20 protein-coding genes are annotated in these 21434 nt (G+C 70.6%); 1 reads left to right on the top strand and 19 read right to left on the bottom strand.

The window, feature by feature from the left end; translation table 11 throughout:
- Positions 1-305 precede the first annotated feature (305 nt).
- The 4 genes from ACGF8B_RS24725 to ACGF8B_RS24710 form a co-directional block, all read right to left on the bottom strand.
- On the bottom strand, positions 306-1466 hold the full coding sequence (locus ACGF8B_RS24725; RefSeq protein ID WP_392742393.1) for an FAD-dependent oxidoreductase: 1161 nt from the start codon (positions 1464-1466) through the stop codon (positions 306-308).
- A 594-nt stretch (positions 1467-2060) separates the two neighbouring features.
- Positions 2061-2432 carry a hypothetical protein gene (locus ACGF8B_RS24720; protein ID WP_392742390.1) on the bottom strand — a complete coding sequence of 124 codons (372 nt, stop codon included), beginning with the start codon at positions 2430-2432 and terminating at the stop codon, positions 2061-2063.
- 103 nt (positions 2433-2535) lie between these two features.
- Entirely contained in the window at positions 2536-3072 is a 537-nt protein-coding gene (locus tag ACGF8B_RS24715; protein ID WP_392742387.1) for a GNAT family N-acetyltransferase, read from the bottom strand.
- A 557-nt stretch (positions 3073-3629) separates the two neighbouring features.
- Positions 3630-5135 carry a carboxylesterase/lipase family protein gene (locus ACGF8B_RS24710; protein ID WP_392742384.1) on the bottom strand — a complete coding sequence of 502 codons (1506 nt, stop codon included), beginning with the start codon at positions 5133-5135 and terminating at the stop codon, positions 3630-3632.
- A 76-nt stretch (positions 5136-5211) separates the two neighbouring features.
- Between ACGF8B_RS24710 and ACGF8B_RS24705 the strand changes: the two genes are divergently transcribed.
- Entirely contained in the window at positions 5212-5823 is a 612-nt protein-coding gene (locus ACGF8B_RS24705) for a TetR/AcrR family transcriptional regulator (RefSeq protein ID WP_392742381.1), read from the top strand.
- 319 nt (positions 5824-6142) lie between these two features.
- On the opposite strand, the gene ACGF8B_RS24700 is transcribed toward ACGF8B_RS24705, so the two are convergent.
- From ACGF8B_RS24700 to ACGF8B_RS24630, 15 genes are all read right to left on the bottom strand, one after another.
- Positions 6143-6631 (bottom strand): hypothetical protein, encoded by a 489-nt coding sequence (locus tag ACGF8B_RS24700; RefSeq protein WP_392742378.1) that lies wholly within the window; start codon positions 6629-6631, stop codon positions 6143-6145.
- 210 nt (positions 6632-6841) lie between these two features.
- Positions 6842-7525 carry a DUF6923 family protein gene (locus tag ACGF8B_RS24695; RefSeq protein ID WP_392742375.1) on the bottom strand — a complete coding sequence of 228 codons (684 nt, stop codon included), beginning with the start codon at positions 7523-7525 and terminating at the stop codon, positions 6842-6844.
- Between the two features lie 524 nt (positions 7526-8049).
- Positions 8050-9420, bottom strand: coding sequence for a hypothetical protein (locus ACGF8B_RS24690; RefSeq protein WP_392742373.1), 1371 nt, complete (start codon positions 9418-9420; stop codon positions 8050-8052).
- A gap of 425 nt (positions 9421-9845) precedes the next feature.
- Entirely contained in the window at positions 9846-10397 is a 552-nt protein-coding gene (locus ACGF8B_RS24685) for an MOSC domain-containing protein (protein ID WP_392742370.1), read from the bottom strand.
- Between the two features lie 7 nt (positions 10398-10404).
- Positions 10405-10638: an acyl carrier protein gene (locus ACGF8B_RS24680; protein ID WP_392742367.1), complete on the bottom strand. Its 234-nt coding sequence runs from the start codon at positions 10636-10638 to the stop codon at positions 10405-10407.
- A 2-nt stretch (positions 10639-10640) separates the two neighbouring features.
- Positions 10641-11684, bottom strand: a complete 1044-nt coding sequence (locus tag ACGF8B_RS24675) for an NAD(P)H-dependent flavin oxidoreductase (RefSeq protein ID WP_392742365.1) — start codon at positions 11682-11684, stop codon at positions 10641-10643.
- Complete coding sequence (locus ACGF8B_RS24670; protein ID WP_392742362.1) at positions 11681-12556, bottom strand: hypothetical protein; 876 nt, start codon at positions 12554-12556, stop codon at positions 11681-11683. The genes ACGF8B_RS24675 and ACGF8B_RS24670 overlap by 4 nt, the downstream gene beginning before the upstream one ends.
- Positions 12543-13460, bottom strand: a complete 918-nt coding sequence (locus tag ACGF8B_RS24665) for a diiron oxygenase (RefSeq protein WP_392742359.1) — start codon at positions 13458-13460, stop codon at positions 12543-12545. The genes ACGF8B_RS24670 and ACGF8B_RS24665 overlap by 14 nt, the downstream gene beginning before the upstream one ends.
- Positions 13460-14416: an inositol monophosphatase family protein gene (locus ACGF8B_RS24660; RefSeq protein WP_392742356.1), complete on the bottom strand. Its 957-nt coding sequence runs from the start codon at positions 14414-14416 to the stop codon at positions 13460-13462. The genes ACGF8B_RS24665 and ACGF8B_RS24660 overlap by 1 nt, the downstream gene beginning before the upstream one ends.
- Complete coding sequence (locus tag ACGF8B_RS24655; protein WP_392742353.1) at positions 14413-15759, bottom strand: aspartate aminotransferase family protein; 1347 nt, start codon at positions 15757-15759, stop codon at positions 14413-14415. Before ACGF8B_RS24655 ends, ACGF8B_RS24660 begins: the two co-directional genes overlap by 4 nt.
- A gap of 102 nt (positions 15760-15861) precedes the next feature.
- On the bottom strand, positions 15862-16389 hold the full coding sequence (locus tag ACGF8B_RS24650; protein WP_392742350.1) for a dioxygenase: 528 nt from the start codon (positions 16387-16389) through the stop codon (positions 15862-15864).
- A gap of 299 nt (positions 16390-16688) precedes the next feature.
- On the bottom strand, positions 16689-17786 hold the full coding sequence (locus ACGF8B_RS24645; protein WP_392742347.1) for a phosphotransferase: 1098 nt from the start codon (positions 17784-17786) through the stop codon (positions 16689-16691).
- On the bottom strand, positions 17779-18729 hold the full coding sequence (locus ACGF8B_RS24640) for an ROK family protein (RefSeq protein ID WP_392742345.1): 951 nt from the start codon (positions 18727-18729) through the stop codon (positions 17779-17781). The genes ACGF8B_RS24645 and ACGF8B_RS24640 overlap by 8 nt, the downstream gene beginning before the upstream one ends.
- Complete coding sequence (locus tag ACGF8B_RS24635) at positions 18726-19856, bottom strand: zinc-binding dehydrogenase (protein WP_392742343.1); 1131 nt, start codon at positions 19854-19856, stop codon at positions 18726-18728. Before ACGF8B_RS24635 ends, ACGF8B_RS24640 begins: the two co-directional genes overlap by 4 nt.
- A gap of 602 nt (positions 19857-20458) precedes the next feature.
- On the bottom strand, positions 20459-21415 hold the full coding sequence (locus ACGF8B_RS24630) for an SDR family NAD(P)-dependent oxidoreductase (protein ID WP_392742340.1): 957 nt from the start codon (positions 21413-21415) through the stop codon (positions 20459-20461).
- Positions 21416-21434 lie beyond the last annotated feature (19 nt).

The raw sequence follows: 21434 nt of genomic DNA, 5'->3' as shown, positions 1-21434 counted from the left end.
TGCTCCGTTCTGCAGGCCGGACCGCCGGCTGTGGCCGCCACAGCCTCCCGCACCGGGCGGGCCGGGGAAACAGGCCGGTGACGGATCCGGCCATGCTCGACCGGACGTCGGTGAGCATGCCCCGGCCGGTTGCGCGGTCACGACCCTCGGTGTCCTCGTTCGGCGCTCGGGGTGCGGTCGGACGGTGTTGGGCCCCACGAGGCCCCACAAGGCCCCACGAGGCGTCACGAGGCGTCAAGTCGAGCCGGAAGGACGGAACGGACTCAAGAATCCGGCGAACCGGACCGTGCACTCGCGCTCGGGAGTCAGGAAGGCTGGACCTCGTCGAAGAGGGCGAGTGCTTCGGAGGGGTTCGCGCTCACCAGTCGTTCCAGACCAGCCATCGTGATGCTCGCCCACTTGCCGGCCCGTGCCCACATCTGTTCCTCGAAGGCACGGACGGCCTCGTCCAGATCTCCTGGGCCGGGGGCGGCGGCGACGGACTCGGCGAGTTCGGCACCTTCCAGCATCGCGAGGTTCGCGCCCGCACCCAACGGGGGCATCAGGTGGGCGGCGTCGCCCAGCAGCGTCACCCCGGGGACATGGGCCCAGGTGTGGGACTCGGGAAGGGCGTAGAGGGGGCGGTGAACGAAAGCCGTACCGTGGCGGAGCAGGTCGAGGACGGGAGCGGCCCAGCCGTCGAACAGGGCCAGCAGGCCTGATCGCACGGCCTCGGCGTCGGCCCGGCCCGGGCCCTCGCGCCGATCGGGGCCCACACGCCGGTCCGGATTCGGGTCCCAGTCCAGCGGCACGCGGAACTGGGCGTACACCTTGACATGGCCGCCACTGCTGCGCTGGGCGACAAGCGCGCGGTTCACCCCGTACACGGCCACGGAACCGTCGCCGACCAGCCGGGCGAGATCGGGGTGGCGGGTGTCGATGTCGTCCAGTGCGGTCTCGACCAGGGTGACGCCCGTGTACTGGGGCGTCGCGGCCGAGACCGCCGGGCGGACCCGGGACCAGGCACCGTCCGCGCCGATCACGAGATCGAAGGTCTCGTGTCGGCCGTCCGCGAAATGGACCAGCACGCCGTCCCGGCTCCCCGGCACCACCTCCGTCACGCCCCGCCCCCACTGAACGTCCAGGGGCCCGAGCAACAGGTCACGGAGCTGCCCGCGGTCGATCTCGGGATTGGCCCGCTCCCCCGGACGGGGCTGCCAGTCCCGGAGGACGGTTCCGTCCGGGTCCAGGATGCGCATGGCCTGCCCCTCAGGACGGGAAAGTGCCTGGAATTCCGCCAGCAACCCCGCCTTCTCCACGGCCAGTTGCCCCATCCCCTCGTGCAGGTCCAGCGTGCCGCCCGCGGGACGGGCGTCGCGAGCGGTGTCGCGTTCGAGGACGGTGACAGGGTGACCATGACGGTGCAGGACCCGGGCGAAGGCAAGGCCGGCGGGGCCGCCGCCGATCACGGCGATTCGGGATCTCATGTCGATACAACGCAGGCCCCTCACCGAGTGGTTCCCGCCCCGTCACCGAACTGGAACGACGGCGGGTGTCAGCGGATGCCCCCGCAGCCGTGTCCCGCCCGCGAACTCAGGGCGGTGAGACCGGAGGAGAAGCCGCTGACGGGACGACCTGCTCGAAGGCGTTCCGGACATCCCTCGTACCGGATCCGCAATGGCCGATGTCGCGGGCCTCGGACACATGGCGGCCGTACGCCGCTGGATCAGCCCGCCCGTGGCCCGCGTCAGGTCCTCGTTCGGCGACTACGAACCGGGCCGGTTGAGCCACCTCCTCAGCCGGTGTGGCTGAGCACTGCCCTTGGCGGCTTTCGTCAAGTGGAGCACTCAGTTCTTGCCTCGCCTGTACCGGCTCCTTCGCAAAAGCCACCAGAGCGTTGGGACGGCCGTCGCTCGTCCGTGCCGGCGCTGCACTCGCGGGCTGCCGCCCAGACGCGTCGGGGCTCGGCCGCACTGATCGCCACTGCGGACTCGGTCGTCCGCCGGCCCTCCCGGTTGCCCTTGGTGAGGATGCCTCGCCGGTGTTGGTGGACGGCCATCGCAGTTCGGTCGTTGAGCGGGTCAGGCCCCGTACACGAAGACGAGACATAGAGCCGCGAAAGGCACGACGGACCCGCCGAGCAGTGCCAGCACCGCCGGAACCGCCGCCGTCAGCCGCCTCTTTCCCTTGCGTTGGCCCGAGCGGAACACCGCGCAGGCCAGGCCGAACGGCGACGCCACGAGGACGAGGGAGATCACCGGCACCACGAACCGGCTGAACGCGGTGGTGCCGGTGTCGGTGATCAGCTGCCGGGCCGTCGTACCGAGGAACATCGCCGGGCCGGCCAACAGGAAGAACGCAAGGCCCAACACCACGGCGACGGTCACTCCTTCCGTCAGCCGCTCGGCCCACTCATGCTCCCGGCGCACTTCCGCTCCACTTCTGTCCCTCATGCCCATTCTCCATTTGCCGCAGCTCGGTGTGATGCGCCGACGCCTCTCTGCCCGTCGGAACGACGTGGACGATGGCAGACCTCGCGACCCCGGCCGCACGAGCTCACTCGGACGGCACGGCCGGGGACCGGATGCCGAACCACTGCTCGGCGCCGTAGGCCTCGTACCGCTCCACCTCGGTGAATCCCAGTTTCGCCGCGAGGCGCATCGAACGGACGTTGGCGGTCTGGGTGGCGAGCACCACCGGCTCGCCGGGGGACGCGTCGGCGAACCAGTCGAGTGCCGCGCCGCACGCCTCGGCGGCGTACCCGCGTCCCCACACCTCAGGCAGGAACAGGTAGCCGAGTTCGGTCCTCCCGGCAGCCTGACGAAGGTGTCCGGTTTCCCTGTAGAGCGTGATCTGGCCGATCATCGCTCCGTCGAGATCGACCATGAAGCGGCCCGGGCGCCGACTGGGTGCCCCGGGCATTGCACGCTCTAGTTCGTCACGCGGCTGGGGGCCACCGAGGTAGGTACCCACCTCTGGTGAGGCCAGCAGTTCGATGGCCGCCGCACGGTCCCGGGCCTCGGCCTCGCGGAGCACCAGCCGCTCGGTCTTGATCGGGGCTGGTGGCCAGACGGCAGATCCCAGTTCAGTCATGGCGAGCAAGCTACCTCATGCCCGGCGGGCACGAGTTCCGGACGGCCGCCGGCGGCAGCAGTTCCCCGCCTCCGTCGTCCCGCGGAGGAACCCGGTGGGCGACTGAGCACAATGGACGTCTGCCGCCGCGGCCATGTCGACGAGCGCTGCCGGGCGGCTGCCGTGCACCTCCGAAGCGATCAGGCATGCCCACTCCACCGGCGTGTGTCACTCCCTCGCGCCGTATGCAACGCGCGGCCCGATCCGCGATCCGCGATCCATTTGGGCCAGAGTGGCCCTCAGCGTGGTGAAGGGTTCGCGGAACTCGGGTGCGGTGTTGGGCGGACGCCCGCCGTGCCGAGAGCTCTTCCGGCTCGGATGAATCCGGTACTCAAGCCTCTCGTCGGCGGCTTTCGATGCCTTCGGTCCCGATGCTCCCCCACGACCGACAACCAACCGCAAGGGCACGGTGGTTGTGCAGGCGTGAGGGCCGGAATCAGAACGCCAATGGATGGTGTCGAGGATACGGAGCCCGTACCGGACTCCGGACTGGCCCCGCACCGGACGTCCGCACCCGGCTACGGGAGATCGAAGGCGGCGGGGCAGCGGCCTTCCCAGATCCGGCGGGAGGCCTGCTCGGGGTAGGGCAGAGTCTCCGACTCGGCATCCAGGACGCGGGTGAGCTGCTGGTCGGGTCTGTGGGCGGCCCAGCCCGCGTCGCCAGTAGTGACGAAGCGGATCCAGGCCTCCTTGATTTCGTGGGAGAGCGCAACAGCCTCGGGGGTGGGATCGTCTCCGATGAGCTGCGTGCCGACGGGGCTGTCCAGCGTGCCGAACGCCAGCGGGACATCGAGGCTGTGGCAGGCGCCCAGGGCACCATCGAGTACGGGCGCGGCCCAGCGCAGTTCGAACAGGTACGAGGTGCCGCCGGCTGCGGCGTTCGCCTCGGCCAGCTTCTGTGACGGCATGCGGAAGAGGGCGTCGGAGTACACCGCCTCCACCAGCTCCTCGGGGCCGGCCTGCGGAAACGCGGCACGGTACGCCTCCGCGCCGTCCGGCTGCGGGGCCAGCCGTCCCAGGGCTGCGCGGGCGTCCTGTTCGGTGAAGGTGCCCCGCCGTCCGCTCATGACGCTGAACAGCCGGAATTCGTCCCGGGTGTGGCCGACGAGCAGTTCGGTGCCGTTCGCGCGCCCGCCGGTCAGTGCGGGCCAGGGCGTTTCGGGGAGAACCTCACCGTCGACGACGGGGCACAGGGCGGTGCCGGTCTCCGTGAGCCGTCCCCAGCTCTCCCGGTGTGCGTGGAGGCCGGCGTTGAAAGAGGTGAGCTCTGCGGCCAGGTGCCACGGATCGAAGTCGCGCAGGGCCGCGGCGGTGGGGGCCGCGGCACCGATCCGGTCCGCGAACGCGGCGGTGACCTGCCGGGCCAGCGCGGGGGTGTTGTACAGCCCAGGCACCGAGTGGGCGATCGCCCGCCGGAACAGGCCGCGCGCCGACTCCATCGCGAGGAGGGAGGCGACCGAACCTGCCCCGGCGGACTGCCCGGCCACGGTGACCCGGCCGGGGTCACCCCCGAAGGCGGCGATGTTCCGCCGCACCCACTCCAGCGCCGCGATCTGGTCGAGGAATCCGCGGTTGGGCGGTGCGTCGTCGAAGAACGCGAACCCCTCCACGCCCACACGGCAGTTGACGGTCACCACAACGAGTCCCGCCTCGGCCAGCGCTGCCGGGTCGTACATCGGGTCGCTCGACACCGCCGAGATGTAGCCGCCCACGGGGATCCACACCAGCACCGGCAGCCCTGCCGCACCCGGATCCGGAGTTCCGACGTCGAGCGTCAGCCAGTCCGTGCCCTGATGCGGACCCGTGTCGACCGGCAGCGACAGCGGCACCACGGGGCCGAACTCCGCCGCGTGCCTCGTCCCCTCCCAGCGCTGCGGCGGGACCGGTGCGGCGAAGCGGAGCGCTCCGACCGGGGGCCGGGCGTAGGGGATGCCGCGGAACACCGCGTGTCCCTGCCGCCGAAGCCCCTGCACGACACCTTCCGTGGTACGCACCCTCGGCTGTTCAGGCAGTTGTCCAGTCATGACCCCAGGGTTATAGGTCAAGTGTATTATGTCAACCGTATTGGAAAGGCTTCGGTACACGAGGGAGAGGCCGGCGATGCCGAAACAGGTGGATCACCGCGGACGCCGCGAGGCGATCGCCCGCGCACTGTGGCGGGTGGTGGAGCAGCGCGGCGTCGCGCATCTGACGATGCGCGTGGTGGCACAGGAGGCGGGCATCTCCCTCGGGCAGCTGCAGCACTATTTCGCTTCCCGGGCCGCCATGCTCTCCTTCGCCATGGACTTCGCGTCCGAGCAGACGTCGCTGCGCGTCGAGCAGGGACTCGAAAGGCTCGGCGACCGTCCGCATCCTCGTGACGTGCTGCGACTGACGCTCGCGGAGATGCTCCCCCTGCATGCCGACGCCCGCGCGACCAGCCGGATGAGTGCCGCCTACGTACTGGAGGCACTGCACGACGAGGCCGTCCACGAGCAGGCGCGCCGTGCTCTCGTCCAAGGACGGGCCCTCGTCGAGCAGTTGGTCCGCCGTTCGGTCGCGGACGGGTACATCGGCTCCGACCGCGACCCGGCGGCCGAGACCAACCTGCTCCTCGCCCTGACCGGCTTCACACCCCTCATCGAACTGAACGTGATCGATCCGCAGGACGCGCTCACCGCGATCGACCTGCATCTGGACAGGTTGTTCAGCGGGAACGATCGGAATGTGTGACGGCGGCAGCCGTGGTCACCCGACTTCGGACCCGATGATCGGGGGCACAGGTCGAGACCGCTCCCGGCCTGCCTCTCTCGCCCACCCGGCGCCGGGCGTTCGTCCTTGTGCAGGACCTCGGCTTCGGTTGCCCCGAGCTCACTCGGCCCGCGACTTCCGGCCTCTTCGCCCAGCCATGCCCAAACGCGCCGCCCAGCGCTGTTGCCCGCTCTCAGGCCAAGCGCCGACTTCACGTCGGAATTCCCGGTCCTCGCCCTTCCTTGCGAGCCGCTCCGACTCCCGCTTCAGCTCGCGCAGGACCCCTGGAGAGCCGGCGGGATCACGCACCGCGTACACGGCCGCACCCGTTTTCGTACGTGTCGGCCAGAAGCCAGACGCTGTTGTCCAGAGCCAGCATGGCGAAGCCGGGATGGCGAAGCCGGGATGGCGAAGCCGGGATGGCGAAGCCGGGATGGCCGGCGCGGACGCCGAGGAACGTCGCCGCGCCGGCCCCCATGATGTCCCACCGTTCCAGCAGGCGGACCCGGTGCCAGACGCGCATCGTGCGCCGCCGGCGATCTTCCGCGGCGGTCCGCGTTCCCCTGGGCAGCATGAGGAGGAACTCGCGATTCTCGTCGATCAGGCCGGAGGACATGGCGAGCTCGTACCATGCCCTGTTGAGCCGCCGCACGAACGCCGGGTCCTCGTACTCGACCAGACAGAACCCGAAAACCCGCTCTCGTTCGTACCCCAGGACATGTGGTATCGCCGAGCCCGGAACCGCGTCGGGTATCACTTCGAGCCCGGCTCGCAACAGCGGTCCGAACACCTTGCGGCATCTCTCCTGACGGCCCAACCCGCTACCCCCTGCCCATGCCCTGTTCGGCTTGATCGTGCCGTACTCGGCCTACGGCCGAGATCGCCCGGCCAAGTCCTGGGTGGGTGGGTAGCCGGCTGGCCGGGTCGTCCTCGGATGTCGGATGCAGTGCACCGTTCTGCTCAATGCTGCTGCTCGACGCATGCCTGATGGTGTGCCGGTTCAGCCGGTCACGGTGTAGTGCTGGAGGTAGAGGAAGATCGACTTCCAGCCGGATCCCACATTGACGATGTGCAGCTGGCCGCCCGACGGACCGTAGTCCCAGGCGGCGATCCCCTGAACCTCGTCTCCGGACTCGACGTCCTGATGGAACTCGTAGGCAACCTGACCGGTGCTGACGTCGATCGAGTAGACCGACTTCGCCGAGTCGTCCACCGAGGCGTAGAGCCTCCCCTGCCACATCGCGGCGCCCTGGATCCTGCTCAGGGGCTGCGACAGCGTCACGGTCCTCACCACAGGAAGCGTCGAACCGGCCGGGAGGCTCAGGAGGTCGTTCAGGCTGTAGGCGACCAGCTTGTTCGTGCCGTTCGCGGCGTCCTGGTCCCAGGGCGAGGTGTAGACCAGCCCCGCGGCAGCGTCCACCGCGACCCACGGCACCCCGCCCGGCATCTGCGCAAGGGGCAGTTGCACATAGCGCCCCGTGTAGCTCAGGTCGCTCGCGTTGTACAGCGCCAGCAGCGGATGCTGGTAGCCCCGGTCGCCGTCCTCGATCGGTGCGATCACATAACCGCCGTAGTACTCCACGTCCCCGATGTGATCGCTGCCGTACGTCCCGCTCAGCCCCCAGGGAATCGGGGCCACCGATGATGCGACCTCCGAGTCGTTGGCGACGGTGGCCTTCACCATCCCACCGGGCCCGGCATAGTAGAAATGCGTCCCGTCCGTCGCCACCCCCTGCCCGCGCTCAAGCGCATTGAACCCTGTCCACCGCTGATAGTCGGCCGTCCGTGTCCAGGTCGCGGCCATTGCGGGAGACGCCGCACTCCCGACGAGTGTCGCGGCCGCGATTGCCACGACCGCCGAAACCTTGCCCAGCTTCATCCGATTCCACCCTCTCTTTGTTCTGCATTACGGAACGTCGATTTTCGGGGGCGAGTGGATTACAGCAGCGGCGGACGACCACAGTCAATGAGCCCTGAATGAACGGTAGTTGGAGGACCTACGCGGACCCGATCGGCTGCTCGGCAGGGTCGCCGAGGTTACCGGGGACAGGAGCGGGACGGGATCGGCCGGCATCCGGCCGAAGGCCTGGCGGACGCCCGGCTCGGCGCTCCCGGCCCTGGTGCCCGTCCTGGTCCCGCCCCCGGCCCTGCTCCCAGTCACGGTGTTGTGGTGTGACGTGCATGACTGCGGGCCGTACGGAACCGGCCTCAGTCGGCGACGGAGCTCGGATCGTCGAGTTCGTGCAGCCCGGCCGGGTCCTCGTCGATCAGCACCTCCCCGGTCGCGGTGACGAAGCGCTGGGCATGGCCCCGGTGGATGGACAGGAGTTGCTCGCTGGTGCCGGTCCGGCCCCGGTACACGGTCAGCGCTGCCCCGTATTTGCTGCTGTGGCCGGGGATTTCGGTGTCCGTGCTCCACCCTGTGCCGTCGAAGGCGGACCACCACAGCTGCTGGCGGGCGGGGTCGCGGTGGACGCACATCAGCTTGCCGTCGAAGACAGCGAGGCCGATATTGCTCCGGGTGCGGTGTCCGGGCAGTGCGCCCTCGGAGGTCCAGGTGGTGTCACGCAGCCGGCTCCAGTGGATCGCACCGTCCTTCGGATTGCTGTGCAGCAGATGCAGGGCGCCGTCGTACCCGGCGAGCGCCGGGGACCTCGTGGTGGCGCAGCCGGGGACCGGTTCGGGGGTGCTCCAGACGCGCCCGTCCCGGCTGGTCGTGACCATGATGCGCTGGGCGGCGTCGGCGTAGACGAGGTGGAGGGCGTCACGGAAGACGGCGAGTGCCGGACCGTAGACGCTCCCGGCGTAGGGGACCGGCAGGTCCGGGCTCCACTCGTTGCCGTCGTACGAGGTCAGCGCGATGCTCCAGTCACCCGAGCCGCCGCGGTGAGCGCAGTACAGCCGATCCTGGAACACGGCCAGAGCCGGGCTGCCCAGGGTGTGGTGGTCGGGGAAGGGCCGGTCCTCGGACCAGCTGCCGTCCGCGCGGTGTGCGGTCCACCAGAGGGCGGGGTTGTCGCCCCGGCCCTGGTAGACGCAGTACAGGTCCTCGTGGAAGACGGCCAGGGCCGGGGTTTCGGAGGCGTAGCAGGGCGTGAACTGCGTGTCGGCCCCCCAGCCCGTGCCCGGGTCGAACACACTGAACCACAGTCCGGTTTCGCTCGGCGGCGCGTCGCGGGCCATGGGGGCGAGGAGGGTGGGTGCGGCCCATGGCGAGAGCAGCTCGCATCCAGTGCCGCGGGCGGCCGACCGGACCTGTTCGACGCGGCCGGGCAGCCGTGCGCCGACGGTTTCGGCAAGGGCTGCGGGCAGGACTCCGGCGAGCACTTCCTGAACCAGGCCGGGGAATCCGCTGACGGGCCCGCTGCCGTCGGGAGGCGCCAGGCGGTCGACGGACCTCTGGTCGAGGCCGAGGGCGAAGCCCCACTCCAGCAGGCGGACGGAGACGGCCGCCCCTGTCCCGGCGAGTTCCTCGCCTGCGCGCTCCGCGCGTTCGACGGCCTTGGCCGACGGGGTGTCCGCGCCGAAGTCCGGTGCCGTGTTGTTGTTCCGCCCGGAGGCGGCGCCTTCGATCGCCATGCTGTCTTCCTGCCTGCAGGGCCGCGGGCCGGTCGGTCGGCTCGCCCGCGCGGTGCGCAGTGCGCGGGCGAACCGTCCAGGCCCACGGACATGGACGCTTGGGGGCCCGCTCCTGGCGAGGTCTGCGCCGGTCTGCGGGCTTCTTCACGCTTCACCGGGCGTGCCGGTGCGACAAGTGGCCGGTCGGTCGCCTGCCGTCGGCGCACGCGCCGCCGGATCGGGGGGGGCGGTGCGAGGACGAGGAGGTGGGTGGCGACCGGGTCGGCTTCGGGAGGGGGATGGTCGGCGGCGGGAGGGGACGGGGACGGCCGGCGTCCGCAGGGGTGACGAGCAGCGCGGTGGCGGTGGCCGGGGCAGGACGCCCGGGCCTCGGATCGGTGGGCGTGGGCGGTGTCCCGGTGCGCGACGGCGTGCCAGTGCCGGCTTCAGGAGTGGTCTGCCGGGACGGGTGGCCGGCGTGGCCGTGCTTCGTGCAGCAGCGGGTGGACCGGGTCGTCCACCCTGATCGTGCCGCCGCGGATCACCTCGGCCCGTAGTCCGCCGCGGTGCAGCAGGCCGCGGATCAGGCCGGGGCGAACCAACTGTTCGAGGCGGGCGCAGGGTTCGCTGAGTCTGAGGCCGCGCAGGATCACGGTGCCGACCTGGAACTCCTGGTCCACCAGCGGGTTCAGCCTGATGTCGCGGCAGACCAGGTTGCGGCGGCATTCGGCGGGGGTGAGGGTGATGCCGTACTCGCGGGCCAGGGCATCGAGGGTCTCGGTCTCGATGAGGGTGACGTCGCAGACTCCGGATGCCCGACCGGTCCCCCGGCGCCGGGGCCGGGGGCCCTGACCCGCCCAGTAGTTGCGGTCCCCCGCGAGGCCCCGGCCGGTCACCGCTCGGGCCTGTGCGACGCGGACGGTGGGCTCGCCGGTGTGCGCGGCGAGGTGCAGGGAGGTGACCCGGCCGGGTCCGGGAAGCGGCGAGGCCTGCGTCATGGGCGGTTCACCTCTTCAGGAAGTGGTCCGTGAGGGAGCGAAGGGTGCGGAACTGGTTCACGTCGATCTGGTCGAGGTGCAGTTCCCGGCCGATCACGTCTTCCAGCAGCAGGATGAACTCCATGAAGGCGAGCGAGTCGATCAGCCGGTTCTCGATCAGATCGAGGTCCTCCGGGATCTCTTCGACGGTGGGGTTGCGTTCGCGCAGCCAGTCGACGACCGGCTTGATCGCGTCGTCCATGGTCACCTCTCCTGGATCCGGTGCAGCTCTTCGGACCTGCTCGTGTGTGCTGCGGTGGTGGCGTTCGGGGCGCTTTCCGCGGTCTGCCGCCCGGCCTCGTACTCCCGGCGGATCCGGGCGACGATGGCGGCGGCCGGGTGCGCGGTGGTGACGCGGGTGCAGGACCGGCCGCAGTACATGGCCATCTCCTCGATGCGGCCGGTTGTGGCGTCGCCCGGCGCCGCCGCGCTGTAGCGCGGAACCGGGTGGTTCCGGCCGTCCACCCGCGTGGTGGCTATGAAGGTGGCCGGGGCACGGTCCGTTGTGGTGAGGGGGTTGTGCAGGACACGGTGCGGGCGGTGTGGCCAGCCGATGTCGAAGAGGGAGGTGATGAGGGTGTCATCGGCTGCCGCTTCGATCACTCGTCGCTTGAACTCGGGGTGCGCGGTGGATTCTTCGGCCGGTACGAAGAGGGTTCCGGCCATGGCGCCGTCCGCGCCTCGGGCCACGGCGTCGGCGAGGTCCGTTCCGGTGGCGATGCCGCCCGCGACGGCCAGTACCGCCCGGGGATGGCGGGCCCGGACCGTGGCCAGCAGGCGGTCCGCGGGGTCCCGGCCCAGCAGGTGGCCGCCGGCTTCGGTGCCTTGGAGGACCAGAGCGGCCGCGCCCTGTCCGAGGGCGGTCCCGGCGTCCGCGAGGGTTCCGGTCTGGACCACCAGCGGGTGTCCGGAGGCCTGCACGGCCCGTACCGCGTCGGCGCCGAGGAGCCCGAAGGTGGTGACGAAGCCGTCCGCCGGCAGTTCGGGCAGGACGGCGCGCAACTGGTCCAGGCAGCGGGCCGGACCGGTGACCTCGGGGACCACGTTCACCCCGAACGGGCGGTCGGTGGCCGCCGCCACCTCCCGGACCAGCCGGGCGGCCCGTGCGGGCGGTTCCTTGTACAGGGCGAGGGTACCGCCCGCTCCGGCCCTGGACACTGCTGCGCACAGAGCGGGGCCGGCGACGGCTCCCATGCCGGCCTGAAGCAGTGGCAGTTCCAGCCCGAGCAGGGCGTCCAGCCGGGTCACGAGCGCTCCCCCGCCTGCCGTACCGCCCGGTGTGCGGCGGCCAGGTCCCCGTCGAAGCGGTCGCCGAGGGCATGCACCCAGCGTTCCAGGCCGAAGGCGACGCAGCCGGTGAAGGCCGGGCTGCCCGCGTGGCGGATGGTGCGGCGTTCGCCGAAGAAGTTGCGGTGGTTGTTGGTGGAGGCGACGGCGGTCCCGTCGGTGTGCAGGTACTCGTCCTTGACCGGGGCGAGCAGCTGCATGACGGTGCGGGCCCCGTCCTTCTGGAAGAACGGGTCGGTGGCGGGCCGTCGGTCCAGGGTGAGACCGAGGGCCGCGCCGAAGGCGAGGATCCGCCGCCGGTACCGGTCGAGATGGGCGCGTACGTCCTCCGCGGAGCCGACGCACACGATCTCCCGCATGGTGAACCCCCAGAGTCTGCGCAGCCCTTCGTGGTGGTCCTCCGTGCGGAAGCACTGCGCGACGGTGGTGATCAGGACCGGGTCCTCCGCGCTGGTGCCGGTGAGGTGCAGGAAACAGCCGTAGCAGGCCGCGGAGGGCAGCAGGTGGGTGGCGTCGGCCAGGTCGGCCGCGGGCAGTGCGGTGGCTCCGGAGCGGTCCGCGGCGAGGGCGTCCAGCCGGTCGGTGCGGATCCGGGTGACCGGGCTGCCCAGGTGCGGAAAGTTCCGGAAGTAGTCGAGGGTGCGCAGGTCGTCGGCGCGCAGCAGCGGTGGGTAGCTCTGCTGCCGGGCTCCGGCCTCGGCACCCCAACGGGTGAACACCTCGTCGAGTGCGGCCATCAGCAGGACGGCGGGTTCGTCGAGGGTGGCCAGGCCGTCCCGGACCGACCAGGTGGTCCCGGTGTCCCCCGGGACCGTGGGGTCAGTGGCGGGCATCGAACACCCCGATCCGCTGCAGGAAGTCGGTGGTCTTGTGGAGGACCTTGGCGTGGGCGGCCTGCCGGGCGGGGTGGGCGAGCAGCCGTCGGCGCAGCGCGAAGCCGTCCGTGAGGCCGGCGTCCCGGTAGACGGCCGGATTGTAGAAGGACTCCATGCTGGTGGTGAGGTAGCGGCCGAGGTAGTCGCGCAGGTCGAGCCGGTCCGCCTCGTTCAGGCCCCGGTCGAGGAGCCGCTGCCACAGCAGTTGCACCAGGCGGCAGCCGAACGCGATGTGGCGTGACTCGTCCTGGTGGTGGAGCCGGTTGATGTGCCGGACGGTCGGGTGCAGACGCTGGTCTGCGGCCAGGTGGACGTTGTAGTGGTCCACGATCTGCTCGAAGATCAGGATCCGCGCGAAGACCAGGAAGTTCTCGACGTCCTGGGCACGGGGTGCCTCCGGCAGCTTGACCGTTCTGTCGGGATAGATCTTGTCGGCGTACTTGAGGCAGAAGGTGGCGAAGAACCACATGTGGTCGTTCTCCTCACCTATGAAGTGGTGGAAGAACTCGGAGGGCAGCTCGAAGCCGGACGTGTGGATGCGCCGGGTGACTTCGATGAGCAGTTCGCGGATGCCGTGCACGTTGAGGCTGTAGAAGTTGACGCTCTCCCACCGGCCCAGGGCCCGGAGCTGGGCGGGGCTCAGTTCGTCCGTCAGCCCGGTGCCGTGGACGGAGAGCAGTTCGGGGGACATCCAGAGCCCGTCGGCGGGGATCGCGGGAGGCCAGTCGAAAGTGGTGAACGGGTTGTAGTAGTCCGCGGTTGCCTTGTCCGACAGCCGGTCGAGCAGCGCACGGAATTCGGTGTCGTCCCCGGTGGTGCCGGCCGGCCCGGTGGGCGGTGTGTTCACGGAGGGCACGGTCATCACTGCCTCCATCGCACGGCCGACAGCAGGGCCTGGTGGAGTTCGGGCGTGGACGCCGCCACGCAGGACCGCTGGTTGGTGACGCTCAGGTCGGTCAGAACGGTTTCGCCGAGCGGCTGTCCGTAGCCGTCGGTGATGACCGCCCCGGCCCGCTCGGCGAGGAAGACGGCCGCCGCGATGTCGTACGGGAACAGGTGCAGGACCCGGCCGTTTCCGGCGCGTTCGAACTCGGGCAGCAGTGCCGGGTCGTCGCGCAGCAGCCGGTTGCCGATGTCCACGTAGGCGTCGAGCTGGCCGGTGAGCAGCCGGGAGATGGACCAGGTGGCGCTGTTGAAGACGAACACACCGCCGGTGTTGGCCGAGCGGTCGATGAGATGACCGTAGGCCTCGGTCATCAGCCGGGCCGGGTGACCGTTGAACTCCAGCGACCAGAACATCCGCGCGAGATCGGTGGTGCGGGTCAGCGCCGGGACGGCACGGTCGTACCCGTGCGCGGTGATGCCGGGCGTCGTCACGTCCCCGTAGAGGTGGGCGCCCGTGCGCAGTTCCATCAGCAGCGCGTACTCGACGTCGGCGATGCGGGGCCGCGGTGCCATGCGGGCGACGGCGACCGAGACGGTCGCCGACTCCAGGCCGGCGACGGCGGGCCGTGTCCCGTCGATGGGGTCGACGACCAGCAGGTGTGCCGGGTCCTCACCGTGGTACTGGAGGCCGCGGTCCTCGGAGTAGACGGCGACGGGCAGGTCGTGGTCGACGACGTACTTCCACACGGCCGCCTCCGCGACCTCGTCGAGACCGAACTGCGCGTCCCCGCCCGGTGAGTGGCCCCGCACCAGGCGGCTGCCGGACGAGTGCTGAGCGGCCAGTACGGCCTCTCGGACGGCGCCGGCGAGGCCGGTCACGTAGTTCCGCATGGCTGCGGCCTCCGGAGGGCTGTCGTGCTCGGGTCCGGTCATGCGGCGGCCTCCGCCGCGAAGAGGGCATCGAGCCGGTCGCAGAGCAGATCGGCCTCGGCGCGGGTGAGGATGAGCGGTGGCCGGATCTTGATCACGTTGCCTCGGCCGTACCTGGAGGTACGCAGGATCAGGCCGTGCTCCATGCCGCGCCGGGCCAGGGCCTGGGCCCGCTCGCTGTGCGGGCGGCCCTCGTCGTCGCCGATCTCCATCCCGATCATCAGGCCGAGTCCGCGCACATCCACGACGGCGGGGTGCCGGGCGGCCAGCGCGCGGAGCCGGTCCATGATGTGTGCGCCCACCTCCCGTACGTTCTCCAGGAAACCGGGGCGCCCGATCACGTCGAGGGTCACCGCCGCGGCGGCAGCGGCGAGGACATTGCCTCCGTAGGTGAAGGAGTGGTGGTCGCTGCTGAGCCCGGACATCCGCTCGTCGGCGACGATCGCCGCGACCTGGGCGCCGGAGCCGCCGAGCCCCTTGGCGGTGGTCAGGATGTCGGGCCGGACCCCGTAGTGCTCGGCGGCGAACATCCGGCCGACCCGGCCGATACCGGTCTGGATCTCGTCGAAGACGAGGACGATGCCCCGTTCGTCGCACAGGGCGCGCAGCGCGGGGAGGTAGCCGTCGGGAGGCACGATGTTGCCACCGCTGCCGGAGACCGGCTCGACGACCACGCAGGCGACACTGCCGGAGCTGGCATGGTCCAGGAAGTCGTGGATGCGTTCGACACAGAGCATGCCGCAGCTGTCGGGGCCGGCCTGGCGGTAGAAGCAGCGCAGGCAGTACGGGTCCGGCACCTGGAGCACGCCGGGCATGAGGTGCGGGAACGGTGCCTTGCGGAAGGACTCGCCCGACATGGTGGTCGTCATCATGGTCTGGCCGTGATGACTGCGGAACAGGGTGATGACGTCGCGGCGTCCGGTGGCAAACTGCGCCATCTTGACCGCGCCCTCATTGGCGGTGGAACCGCCCGACACCTTGAGGTGCACCTTGGTCAGGTTCGGCGGGGTGACCTCGACCAGACGCCGGACCAGTTCGTTGACGGGTGCGGTCTGGAAGGTCGAGGTGGTGTGCACCAGCCGCTCGGTCTGGTCACGCATGGCCTTGACCACTTCGGGGTGGCCGTATCCGAGGCTCAGGTTGAAGGTGCCGGACGCGCAGTCGAGGTACTCGTTGCCCTCGCTGTCGTACAGGTGGATGCCCTCGCCGTGGTCCATCTCGAATGCGCTGACCGGGTAGTACAGGTGGTTCTGCGCGTAGCTCAGCGCATCACCGCGGACGTCGCTCCGGGCACCGCTCCGGGCATCTGTCTGTGTGTCGTGCTGGGCGCGCATTAGGTCGGCCATGTGTCTCCTGTCGACTTCCGTCCCGCGGAATCACGGACGACGGACACCGATATATCCGGGCGGTGAAATAAAGGGTTCCCTCCGGAATTCGGGGACCAGAATTCACACGTCCAGAACGAAGGTGAAAGCGGCATCCCAGCCTTCGGATGTCTCACGTACATCCATCAGGCATTCTGGCCGAAAATACTTGTCCAGATGGTTTCGGCGTTCGCCGGGAAAGTAGAGCATCGTGGTCAATACAGCCCCGCCGGGCGGCTGCACCTTCACATGAACGTGCCGCGTCCGTCCCGGGTACACGGCGGGCAGCACCGTCTCCAGCCGCCACCGCCCCTCGGCGTCCGCGAACTGGTGGCCACGCAGTCCGAAGCCGTCGCCGTCGTAGACTCCGGCGTCCCCGACCTGCCAGAAGTCGAGCAGGGTACCGCCGATCGGCCTGCCGTCAAGGGTGCGCACGGCACCGTGCAACAGCAGTGGGGTACCCCCATCGACATCACCCCGGAAGCCGGTCCTCAAGGGAGTGTCGGGCTTGTAGTACGGCCCTTCACGCAGGGCGGGTGTGGGCGGCGTCCCGTTGCAGCGAACGGTCGGTGTGAGCGTCTTCACGGTATCTTTCGGACTTCCGCTCGTCATTGCAGAATTCTCCCTTGATCAAGGGTATTCCGGGTTCGATCCAGGCAGACTAACCGACGTCTCCGGCGTTGAGAAGAAGGCCGCTTGTCACCTCTCCGCCATTTATAGGACTCATATCGCCAAAGCCTTCGCCATCGGCACGGACAGCAGTTACCTTTCGGGAATGGAGCGACGCACGAGTCGCATGGGAAAGGTGGGAGAGTCGGGACAGGCGGAGGAGGCGGGATGCGCAGGGCGTACGGTTGCGGCGCGCGCTGGTCCGGTCACGGACGGACCCGGCCGCGACCGGTCCCGGCTTGCTACCGGCTTCCGTCAGTGCCGGCATGTGCCGGCCGGTCGGCAGCGGTTCCGTGCAGGGCGTTCCGGTCGGCAGCGGTCCTGTGCAGGGCGGTGCGTGCGCGGGTGAAGTAGGCCGGGTCGGGCGGCGCGGTCAGGATGTCCGCGAGGGCGAAGAGGTCCAGTGTCCGGCTGAGTTGTCGCCAGTGCCCGGGCAGCCGGCCGTTCCCGCCCCGGAATCCCTGGAGGAAGCCCGTGGTGAAGGCGGGCGGGTACTCGTGGGCGAAGCGCAGCATGTTCCCGACGTCGAAGAGCGGGGAGCCGCTGAAGGCGAGTTCCCAGTCGAGCACGGCGGCCACCGCCCACTGCCCGGCCCGCCGTTCGACCAGGACGTTCTTCGGGTTGAAGTCACAGTGCACCAGGCTTCGTTCACCGGACACGGCGGCCAGTGCCCGGGGCCCCCGGCGGGCCAGTGCCCGCAGCACGCCCGCGTCCGTGCCACTCAGCGGACCGCCCCCGGCCTCGGTGGCCAGACAACGGTCGACGAAGCCCGGCAGGTCTCCCAGCGGCACCGCTTCCTCCGGGGCCGGGGCCAGCGACGCATCGCCGAAGGCACCCGGGCGGGGCAGTCTGACCCGGCCGATCCGCGCCAGCACCGCGCCGACGGCCTGCCCCAGGCTCCGCGCTTCGCCGCTCACCGGGCCGTCCGCGAGCACCTGGCTGAGCGGGATCCCGTCCACGAACCGGTAGAGCAGGGTGGGGCGTCCGGTGGCACGGCCGTGCGGATCGGAGGCGACCACCGCGGTCACCGGGACGGAGCGGGCCGCCGCCCGGGCGAGGACGGCGACCTCCACCGCACAGGTGTTGCGCGGGACCCGGCTGCCGCTCGGCCGGTAGCGGCGCAGTACGTACCGCTCCGGGCCCGGCGCATCGGCGTGCTGGGCCGTGAGCAGGGCCATGTCATTGGTGAACCCGCCGGGCAGCGGGTCCACCTCGTGCAACCGGGCTCCGGGCAGGGCGTGCCGGGTCAGCCAGGTGTGGGTGGCCGCGTCGAGGAGGCCGGCCCGGTCGGGGCTCGTCACACCGGCCAGCCTGCCCGGCCCGGGGCTGTCCTCATACATCCGGTCCCTCCGACGGCTCAGTGCCGGTCTGTGGCCGTGGCCGTGCCGCGGCGGCGGCTCCGGCCGCCAGGACCAGTCCGCCTGCCGGTCCGGCGAGCCGGCCGAGCCTCGCCGGGACCACGAAGTACTCGGCCGCGTGCTCGGGGAGCCCGGGGTAGCCGGCCAGTGTCGCGGTCAGTTCGGCGCGAAGCAGCGGGAACAGCCCGGGGAGTTCGGTGATGCCGCCGCCGATCACGATCCGCTGAGGTGCGACCGTGTAGACGATGTTGCGCAGCCCTGCGGCCAGGTAGGCCGCCTCCAGCCGCAGCGCCTCGCGCAGTGTGTCGCCGGTCAGTTCTTCGGCCGGGCTCCCCCAGCGGATGCTCATCGCCTCGCCGCCCGCAAGACCCTCCCAGCAGTCTTCGTGGAAGGGGCAGGAGCCGCGGAACGCGTCACCCGCGATCCGGGGTACGGCGAGGTGGCCCATCTCCGTGTGGATCAGGCCGCTGACCACCTTGCCGCCGATCACCGCGCCGCCGCCGATACCTGTTCCGACGGTGAGGTAGACGTAGGTGTCCAGGCCGCGTGCCGCGCCCCAGCGGCCCTCGCCGAGGGCCGCGCCGTTGACGTCGGTGTCGATGCCCACCGGCACACCGAGCGCGGCGGCGACCGGGCCGGCCACGTCCACACCGGTCCAGCCGGGTTTGGGGGTGGCGGCGAGGTGGCCGAACTTCGCGTGACCCGGGCGCAGTTCGAGGGGCCCGAAGGAGGCGATGCCGATCGCGTCCAGCGGACCGGTCGCGGCGGCCGTCTCCTGGAAGAAGGCGATGGCGCGGGCCAGGGTGGGGCCCGGTTCGCCGGTCGGGAAGCGGGTCTCGGCCTCGATCCGGTCGGGGGCCGAGCCGACCAGGCAGACGAACTTGGTCCCGCCGGACTCGATCGATCCGAGCCGCTGAGCGCTCACGCGCCCACCGGCCAGCCGTCGGCGCCGACCGGGCCGGAGTGCGAGCGGATGACGACCTTGAGCGCGTCGTAACCCGCCGGCCGTCCGGTGCCACCGTCTCCGCCGCCGTCCCGGGTGAGCCCGCCGAGGGCGGTGAAGGCATCACCGTAGCGTTCGAGCGGGAACTCGTGTGTCACCAGCCGCTCCAGGACCGGTCCGGTGCCGGTGCCGGGACGTTCGGGGCCGCCGAGTTCGACGGCCAGGTCCACGGCGACCGGGAAAATGTCGGCCCGGTAGTCCCCGGCGCCGATCAGTCGGATGCCCCGGTTGGTGAGCTGGAGCGGGCGCAGCGGCACGGTGTAGGAGTCGTCGAAGCCCATCACCACCACCCGGCCGCCGTCGTCGATCAACCGCAGCGCCGCGTCCAGGCCGGTGCCCGTGGTGTCGAAGACGACGGAGGGACGCTCGCCGCCCAAGGCCTTCACCACGGCTTCGGCCGGATCCGTCCCGGCCACGTCCACCACGTGGGCGAACTCTTCGCGGGCCAGCTCAAGTCGGTACCCGTCCGGCTCGGCGACGGTGACCCGGCGCGCCCGGCGGGCGGCGACCAGTGCGGTCAGCATCCCGATCGGGCCCGCGCCGAGCACCACCACGGTGTCGTCGAAGGTGAGGGAAGCGGCCCCTACGTTGCTCAGTACACAGGCGAGCGGTTCGATCAGGACCGCGCTGCGGAAGTGCAGCCCGGCGGGAACACGTTCGACGAAACGTTCCGGCAGGGTCACGGTTTCCGCGTACGTGCCGTCGCGGTCCACGCCGACCTCGGTTCCGGCCTTGTGGCGGCAGAAGTTGGTCGCTCCCCGGCGGCACGGGACGCACCAGCCGCAGTACAGCGTGGGGTTGACCACCACCCGGTCCCCCACCGCGACCGATCGCACCTGGGGGCCGGTCTCCCGCACCACGCCCACCGCCTCGTGCCCGAGCACCACGCCCGGCCGGGCCGGGAACCGCCCGAGCAGGATCTTGCGGTCCGTTCCGCAGACCCCCGTACCGACGACCTCCACCACGACATCGTCATCGTTCACGAGCTGACCGGCGGGCCGGTCCTGCAGTTCGGCGGAGCCTGGACCGAGATAGACGAGAGCGCGCACGAAACCTCCCCATCGGTGTTGGGTGGGCGACGCTAGCCCAGCCCGACGCGGCTGGATACAACGCCTCTGAGCCACTTCTCGACCGGGGCCGTCCTACGACGGTCTCGCGGGCTCCAGGACGGCCGGAGTGCCGGCCTGAGTGCTGGCTGGTCAGCGCCTCCTGCCGGCCCGTACGGAGCCGGGATCAGGTCGTACGTGTCCATGCGCTGCTCCAGTCCGAGATTCGGCGGTGGCGGACAGCTGACGACACGACCACATTCCTTCTGCCCGGCCCTCACCCGTCGTCGGCCGAAGAAGTCAGGCGTCACGGGCCGAAATCCTCGTAGGAGGGGCAGGGCGCCACATCCACTGCCGGTCACGCCACCGTGCCCGCTGAGTACCGCGCCGGAGTCGGCCGGGGCCTCGCCGGCCAGGGCGTCGCCGGCCGGGGAGTCGCCGGCCGAGTCGTCCGGTTCCTCGACCTGCCGACCGTGGAAGCGGACGAAGCCCCGGTGCTGCGCAGCGTCGGGACGGCACACGGCCGGGGAGCTGCAACGGCAGGGAACCGGCTCGGGCGCTGTCGGGCGGCGGGTTCTCGCAGCATTTCGTTCAGGGCCGAAAGGTCACCGGAACGCGTTCAGTCCGGTGAGCCTGATGGAGAGATCCCAGAGCCGGGATGCCGCGTCGGGGTCGATGGCCCATGGCTTGACTCCGCCGATGAGCATGTCGTCGGTGGCAGCCGGTTCCGCGATGTCGCAGTCCTGGCAGTAGGCACCTCCGTGGCCTTCGAGCAGAGGAGACGTTGCCGCCCATACGGCTGTCGCCGCGCCCTGCTCCGGGGTCTTGAAGCCGACGGCCGGCTCGCCGTCCGGGTTCACCCAGCCTTGCGCGAGCCATTCCTGACGAGGAATGTGACGCTGCAACGGCGTGAGGATGCTGCCGGGGTGCACCGCGAAGGCACTCAGGCCCCGGTCCGCACCAAGGCTGTCGAGGTGCAGGGCGAAGAGGGCATTGGCGGTCTTGGACTGCGCGTAGGCCAGCCAGCGGTCGTAGCCGGCGCGGAAGTGGATGTCGTCCCAGCGGACTCCGGACAGGAAATGCCCCGACGAGGCGACGGACACCACCCGGGCCCCTCCCGAGGCCAAGGCCGGACGGAGGCGATGGACGAGCGCGAAGTGGCCGAGGTGGTTGATCGCGAAGTGTGCCTCCCAACCGGGACCGACACGTGTCTCCGGGCAGGCCATCACGCCGGCCCCGTTGATGAGGATACGGAGGGGGCGGCGAGTCTCCAGGAAGCGCTCGCAGAAGACCCGGACGCTTTCCAGGTCTGTCAGATCGAGTGCGTGCACCTCCGTCCCGGGGATGTCGTGCAGGGCGCGTTCGGCAGTGGCCGGACGGCGGGCGGGGACGACGACGTGCGCTCCTGCGCGGGCGAGAGCTCGGGTGGCTTCCAGTCCGAGGCCCGAGTAGCCACCCGTTACCAGGGCGGTCGCGCCTGTCAGGTCGATCCCTGAAAGAACATCGGCGGCCGTGCTGTGGGCACCGAATCCGGTGCCGATCCTGAGCTGCTTCGTGATCATGATTGTGACGCTAGAACCT

This window comes from Streptomyces sp. NPDC047917 (assembly GCF_043204345.1).
Classification (GTDB): domain Bacteria; phylum Actinomycetota; class Actinomycetes; order Streptomycetales; family Streptomycetaceae; genus Streptomyces; species Streptomyces sanglieri.
This window is presented reverse-complemented; position numbering and strand designations above follow the sequence as displayed.

Bases quoted from the DNA above. Each gene is read 5' to 3' on its own strand.
- ACGF8B_RS24725 (WP_392742393.1), bottom strand. From the start codon at position 1,466: ATGAGATCCCGAATCGCCGTGATCGGCGGCGGCCCCGCCGGCCTTGCC.
- ACGF8B_RS24720 (WP_392742390.1), bottom strand. From the start codon at position 2,432: ATGAGGGACAGAAGTGGAGCGGAAGTGCGCCGGGAGCATGAGTGGGCC.
- ACGF8B_RS24715 (WP_392742387.1), bottom strand. From the start codon at position 3,072: ATGACTGAACTGGGATCTGCCGTCTGGCCACCAGCCCCGATCAAGACC.
- ACGF8B_RS24710 (WP_392742384.1), bottom strand. From the start codon at position 5,135: ATGACTGGACAACTGCCTGAACAGCCGAGGGTGCGTACCACGGAAGGT.
- ACGF8B_RS24705 (WP_392742381.1), top strand. From the start codon at position 5,212: ATGCCGAAACAGGTGGATCACCGCGGACGCCGCGAGGCGATCGCCCGC.
- ACGF8B_RS24695 (WP_392742375.1), bottom strand. From the start codon at position 7,525: ATGGTGAAGGCCACCGTCGCCAACGACTCGGAGGTCGCATCATCGGTG.
- ACGF8B_RS24690 (WP_392742373.1), bottom strand. From the start codon at position 9,420: ATGGCGATCGAAGGCGCCGCCTCCGGGCGGAACAACAACACGGCACCG.
- ACGF8B_RS24685 (WP_392742370.1), bottom strand. From the start codon at position 10,397: ATGACGCAGGCCTCGCCGCTTCCCGGACCCGGCCGGGTCACCTCCCTG.
- ACGF8B_RS24680 (WP_392742367.1), bottom strand. From the start codon at position 10,638: ATGGACGACGCGATCAAGCCGGTCGTCGACTGGCTGCGCGAACGCAAC.
- ACGF8B_RS24670 (WP_392742362.1), bottom strand. From the start codon at position 12,556: ATGCCCGCCACTGACCCCACGGTCCCGGGGGACACCGGGACCACCTGG.
- ACGF8B_RS24665 (WP_392742359.1), bottom strand. From the start codon at position 13,460: ATGACCGTGCCCTCCGTGAACACACCGCCCACCGGGCCGGCCGGCACC.
- ACGF8B_RS24660 (WP_392742356.1), bottom strand. From the start codon at position 14,416: ATGACCGGACCCGAGCACGACAGCCCTCCGGAGGCCGCAGCCATGCGG.
- ACGF8B_RS24655 (WP_392742353.1), bottom strand. From the start codon at position 15,759: ATGGCCGACCTAATGCGCGCCCAGCACGACACACAGACAGATGCCCGG.
- ACGF8B_RS24650 (WP_392742350.1), bottom strand. From the start codon at position 16,389: ATGACGAGCGGAAGTCCGAAAGATACCGTGAAGACGCTCACACCGACC.
- ACGF8B_RS24645 (WP_392742347.1), bottom strand. From the start codon at position 17,786: ATGTATGAGGACAGCCCCGGGCCGGGCAGGCTGGCCGGTGTGACGAGC.
- ACGF8B_RS24630 (WP_392742340.1), bottom strand. From the start codon at position 21,415: ATGATCACGAAGCAGCTCAGGATCGGCACCGGATTCGGTGCCCACAGC.